This window comes from Rhodococcus sp. O3 (assembly GCF_048897285.1).
Classification (GTDB): Bacteria; Actinomycetota; Actinomycetes; order Mycobacteriales; family Mycobacteriaceae; genus Rhodococcus.
This window is the reverse complement of the sequence record NZ_JBMBTE010000215.1, coordinates 1-4850: the sequence shown is the minus strand read 5'-3', so window position 1 is coordinate 4850 and position 4850 is coordinate 1. Positions and strand designations below refer to the sequence as shown.

The 4850-nt window shown below is 68.3% G+C and carries 7 protein-coding genes and 1 riboswitch; of the genes, 2 read left to right on the top strand and 5 right to left on the bottom strand.

Features of this window, described 5'->3' with window-relative positions; translation table 11 throughout:
- The first annotated feature begins 223 nt into the window (after positions 1–223).
- The gene (locus ACN675_RS27680; RefSeq protein WP_420753863.1) at positions 224–412 is read left to right on the top strand and encodes a hypothetical protein; all 189 of its coding nucleotides are present in this window, start codon (positions 224–226) and stop codon (positions 410–412) included.
- Positions 413–506: 94 nt separating this feature from the next.
- On the opposite strand, the gene ACN675_RS27675 is transcribed toward ACN675_RS27680, so the two are convergent.
- The 3 genes from ACN675_RS27675 to ACN675_RS27665 all read right to left on the bottom strand — a co-directional run bounded on the left by ACN675_RS27675 (position 507) and on the right by ACN675_RS27665 (position 2194).
- Entirely contained in the window at positions 507–1115 is a 609-nt protein-coding gene (locus tag ACN675_RS27675; protein ID WP_420753862.1) for a transglycosylase family protein, read from the bottom strand.
- Between the two features lie 6 nt (positions 1116–1121).
- Positions 1122–1349, bottom strand: a riboswitch (cyclic di-AMP (ydaO/yuaA leader).
- A gap of 213 nt (positions 1350–1562) precedes the next feature.
- Complete coding sequence (locus tag ACN675_RS27670) at positions 1563–1955, bottom strand: YccF domain-containing protein (RefSeq protein ID WP_420753861.1); 393 nt, start codon at positions 1953–1955, stop codon at positions 1563–1565.
- On the bottom strand, positions 1952–2194 hold the full coding sequence (locus ACN675_RS27665; RefSeq protein WP_420753860.1) for a hypothetical protein: 243 nt from the start codon (positions 2192–2194) through the stop codon (positions 1952–1954). The genes ACN675_RS27670 and ACN675_RS27665 overlap by 4 nt, the downstream gene beginning before the upstream one ends.
- A 148-nt stretch (positions 2195–2342) precedes the next feature.
- On the opposite strand from ACN675_RS27665, the gene ACN675_RS27660 reads away from it, so the two are divergent.
- On the top strand, positions 2343–2756 hold the full coding sequence (locus ACN675_RS27660; protein WP_197252490.1) for a cold-shock protein: 414 nt from the start codon (positions 2343–2345) through the stop codon (positions 2754–2756).
- A gap of 84 nt (positions 2757–2840) precedes the next feature.
- Here the strand turns inward: ACN675_RS27660 and ACN675_RS27655 are convergent, their stop codons facing one another.
- Complete coding sequence (locus tag ACN675_RS27655) at positions 2841–3329, bottom strand: DUF2771 domain-containing protein (RefSeq protein WP_420753864.1); 489 nt, start codon at positions 3327–3329, stop codon at positions 2841–2843.
- Between the two features lie 2 nt (positions 3330–3331).
- Positions 3332–4850, bottom strand: a 1519-nt coding sequence (locus ACN675_RS27650; protein ID WP_420753859.1) for an MFS transporter, incomplete at its 5' end; no start/stop codon positions are given.

The window sequence follows — 4850 nt, the reverse complement described above, 5'->3', positions numbered from 1 at the left end:
TGCTGGGCGCGGTTCGCCAGCACGGTCATCGTGGCCGGGGGCGGCACCACCAGATCCGGCCGGGCGCGCAGCAGCGCGGCGAGGTCGGAGTCGCGACGTCCGGTCAGCCACCGGGCGAGGGTGGAGGGCCCTGGGTTCGGCCCGGACGAGGTGGTTAGGGTCATCCGACCCAGATTACGGACCTGAGGTGGCCCGCCGCGAACTCACCTGCCAAAATGAGCGCATGGCGAACAATTCGAAGAACCAGTACGTTGATCGCGGGTGGCCGGAACTTGTCGATGGCGATCTCGCCGTCACCGAGTTGTCCTCCACGCGTTCGGGTCCGCTCTCTCCGTACGGTGAGGAGACCGAGTTCCCGCTTCCGGTCGAGTCCCTCCCGTACACGCACCCGCAGACCGTTATCAACCGCTGATTCTCCGAACCTCAGGCTCTCGAACGCAGAGCTTCCGAACACAGAGAAGGGGCCCCGCACCAATCAGGTGCGGGGCCCCTTCTCTGTGTTCGTGTCAGTTCGGCAGGATGGCCGTGACCTGATCGACCAGACCCTGATCGACCGGGATGCCGGCGGCGCGCAGCGCCTCGATGCCCTGGGCGAAGCCTTCCTTGGCGCTCTGCGGCGCGAGGAACGGGATGCTGTCCTGGAGGGTCGGCGCGGCCTCGGCGGTGGCCTGGGGAGCAGCCTGCTCCTGCGGCGTCTCGACCTTGTCCGCGAGCGTCCCGGAGGTCGGCGCCGAACGCGGGGTGGGTGCGCTGCTCAGACCGAGGCTCGAGGAGCAGGACGGCCATGCGCCCCAGCCCTGGCCTTCGAGGACGCGCTCGGCGACGGCGATCTGCTGGTCGCGGGTGGCCTGGTTGGCGGTCGGTGCGTACTGCGTGCCGCCGTAGGCGTTCCAGGTGCTCGGCGAGAACTGCAGGCCGCCCTGGTAGCCGTTGCCGGTGTTGATGCCCCAGTTGCCGCCGGACTCGCACTGTGCGAGGCGGTCCCAGTCGGAGTCGGGGGCTGCGTTGGCGGTGCCGCTGAATGCGACGCCGGTGACGCCGAGAACCGCGCTGGTCAGCGCGAACTTCGCGACGGTACGGCCGGTGTTGGTGGGCTTGCGATGGCGTCCGCTCATTGCTCCGGTTCCTCTCCGCACGCGCCTACGAGGTCAGCTGTCGGGTTCGGGCTGAAGAGGTAGCCCGGCCGCGACGCTCCCGCTGGGAGCGATTCGGCTTCACCCCTAGGGCCGTTGCTGGTGCTCGTGCCCGGGTGCCTCCTGGGAACTTCCGCTCCCTGGGAGACCGTGTGGGTCCCCCGTTTCCTGTCCCCTGGATCGTTCGTTGGGGGTCCGGTTCCGCGGGACAGGATTTGGCGCGGCGGATCCGGGTCGGCCGGACCAGTCCGACCGGCTTCGAAGGTAACGGTTCCGGGGGCGGAGTGTCACCAATTGATAACGCGCGATTCATCGCGCGCAGGCAGGTGACCTGGACAGCAGTGCTCGAGAACCCGCAGGTAGCGCCCTATCTGTGTGCGTCCTGCGCGTTCGAGGCCGGAATGTTATCGGGGCGTGATGTGACTAACGTCACACGTGTGACTGAAGTGATCGGACGGGCACGATGTCCTTGCCGAGCGGCATCAGTGAGATCGGAATCATCTTCAGGTTCGCGATGGCGAGCGGAATCCCGATGATCGTGATCGCCATCGCGACCGCGGTCACGATGTGCTCGATCGCGAGCCACACGCCCGCGACGATCACCCAGATGATGTTGCCGATGAGCGAACCGACCCCGGCCGTCGGCTTGTCGACGACGGTCTTGCCGAACGGCCACAGCGCGTACACGCCGATGCGGAACGCCGCGATGCCGAACGGGATCGTGATGATCAGCAGGCAGCAGATGATGCCGGCGAGGAAGTAGCCCAGTGCCAGCCACAGCCCGCCGAAGATCAGCCAGATGACGTTGAGCAGGAACTTCACGATCCACCTCCACGCGCGCGACGGCCCGACCGCAGGGCGGACGCGATTGCCAGCAGGAAGCCCAGCGGCCACGCCGCGGTCAGCGAATACAGCACCAGGCCCGGTTTGCCGTCAGTGACGACCGGGGTCAGGAAAATCAGGACAACTGCGACGATACCGACGGCGAAGCACACCAGCGCCGCTTTCAGCAGGCCGGTGCCCGGCCGCGTAGAAGAATCGGAAGTACCCACGTCGTCCACGGTAGTGGGTCGCGCATGTACGTGGCGGTCGCACCGGTCGGGGTACACTGGCGGCCGTCTACGCGTCCCGCACCGATTGCGGGGCGCGTTGTTTTGCATATCCACAGGTGCCCGGACGGGTACAGCTGTCGAGGAGCGGGTGAGCGCGGTGCCAAGCGGCAAGGTGAAGTGGTACGACGTCGAAAAAGGCTTCGGCTTCCTGTCCCAGGAGGAGGGCGAGGACGTCTATGTCCGCGCGTCCGCACTCCCGGAAGGGGTGGAGGCCCTCAAGCCGGGGCAGCGCGTCGAGTTCGGCATGGCCGTCGGCCGCCGCGGCCCGCAGGCACTGAGCGTGAAACTGCTCGAACAACCCACCCTGCGACAGAAGGGTGGTCGCCGCGAGAGCACCGCGGACAAGAAGCGGCGCAGCCCCGACGAACTGCACGGCATGATCGAGGACATGATCAACCTGCTCGAGGCGTCGGTCCAGAAGGACCTGCGGCGCGGCCAGTACCCGGACCGCAAGGCAGCCCAGCGGATCTCCGAGGTGCTGCGCGCCGTCGCCCGCGAGCTCGACTCCTGATATTCGTCACCCCACTCACGACGAGGGCCTCCGGTGATGCACCGGAGGCCCTCGTCGTTCGAAGATCGGGTCTGTGACAGGCGGTCAGTAGGTCTGGAGGGCCCAGACCGCGTGCGCGATCGCCGTGCCCGTCTCGTCCTGCACGGCCGACGGTAGCTGGATCTCGACGCCGAGCAGCTGGATCGACGGATCGGACGGCACGGTGACCGCGCGCTGCTCACCGGGCTCGAAGAGGCGGCCGTCCACGAACGTCTGGCCCGTCTTGGGATCGCCGTAGACGACGATCAGGCGCCACGGGGCGTCGGAGATCTCGGACGGCAGCGACAACTGCAGCGGGAACCCGGCCGGCACGTCGAGCATGCCCAGCGGATTTTCGACGCATTCCTCCAGGTAGAGGTTGCAGTGCTGGGTCGGCTGGACCGTCACGCTCTTGCCGTGCGCGAAGGCGGTGATCGTCGGCAGCTTCGGTTCGGCCGAGTCGACGAGCTTCCACACCACTGCGGCGAGACCACCCGCCGCCAGCAATACGACCACCGCGATCAGCGCGATGATCTTCTTCGTCCGGGCCTGCAGCGTCATCGATTTCCGTTCCTGCTCGAATGTCCGGCCGTGCGCGGGGTGCGCCGGCCGGCGGTCTCTTGATCGGCGTGTTCGGGACGTTTACCGCCCAATCCGGGCAGCAGCGTCTTCCCACGGTAGGTCAGGATCGTCTGGGTCAGTCCCAGAACCAGCACCACCGTGACGACACCGAAGCCGATCCAATATTCGGGCGGCAACAACACTCCCAGCGCGCCGCCGACCACCCAGCTCAGCTGGAGCACCGTCTCCGAACGTCCGAACCCGGACGCGATCGACTCCTCCGGCAGATCCTGCTGCAGCGACGCGTCCAGCGACACCTTCGCCAGCGCACTCGCACACGCCGCGACCAGCGCCGCGGCGGCGGCCGCGAAGATGTTGTCCGTCGCCGCGACGATCGCGGACACGATCACCACCGCCGCGGTGCAGCGGACGACGATGAGCGCGGGACGACCCAGCGCCAACCGCGCCCCCGTCGCGTTGCCGGCGAAGTTGCCGATCGCCGCGGCCGCCCCGACCAGGCCCAGCATCGCGGCCTGCACGAGCGGGTCGTGCTCGGTCTTGGACTTCGCGACGAACGCGATGAACAGGGTCAGGAATCCGGTCAGCACCCGGATCGTGCCGTTGCCCCACAGCCCGGTGACCACCGCCCGGCCCAGCGGCTGACGGCGCCGCGTGCCGGGCGGGGTGATCACCTCCGTCTTGGTGTCGAGCATCTCGGTGCGGGCCTCGGACCCGTGATAGGACAGCGTCGCCGGGACCTCGCCCTCGGTGACCTCCACCCACGCGGGGATCCGCATGCTCAGGTACGCGCCGAACGCGGTGATGCCGGCGCACAGCCACAGCGCACCCGACGAGCCGAACAGCCACGCCGCGGCACCGGCGACCGCACCGGCACCCAAGGTGCCGCCGACCAGGCCGAACACCGTCAGCCGGGAATTGACCCGAACCAGGTCGATCTCCGGTGGCAGTACCCGGGGCGTCACGGCCGATTTCAGCACCGAGAACGATTTGCTCAGCACCATCATCGCCAGCGCCGCCGGATACAGCCCCCAACTGTCGAAGTTGAACACGAGCACCACCGCGAGGACGCAGCGCAGCGCGAACGACGCCGCCAACGCCAGCCGGCGACCGTGCTGCAGCCGATCCAGCAACGGTCCGATCAGCGGGGCGATGATCGCGAAGGGGGCGATCGTGATGAGCAGGTACAGCGCGACCTTCGTCTTGTCCTCGCCGGTCGCGGCCGAGAAGAACAAGGTGTTCGCCAGTGCCACCGCGATCGCCGCGTCGCTCGCGAAGTTCGCCATCGTCGCGTACATCAGCGCCGTCAGCCCCGACTTGTCGGCGCCGTCCGCGGTGGCCGCGCGCCGGAACGTGGCGATGCCCTTGTTCGTCAGCTCCCGGCTGCGCAGGGCCGCGACCCGGGTCACGGTCAGCTTCCGCGGCATCCGCGGGGCGCGCGGGGCATCGGACTCCGAGGCCGCGCGCGCGTCGTCGCGGGGTTTGCGATTCCCGTCG

Coding starts and splice junctions, on each gene's coding strand:
- ACN675_RS27675 (WP_420753862.1), bottom strand. CDS start 1,115: ATGAGCGGACGCCATCGCAAGCCCACCAACACCGGCCGTACCGTCGCG.
- ACN675_RS27680 (WP_420753863.1), top strand. CDS start 224: ATGGCGAACAATTCGAAGAACCAGTACGTTGATCGCGGGTGGCCGGAA.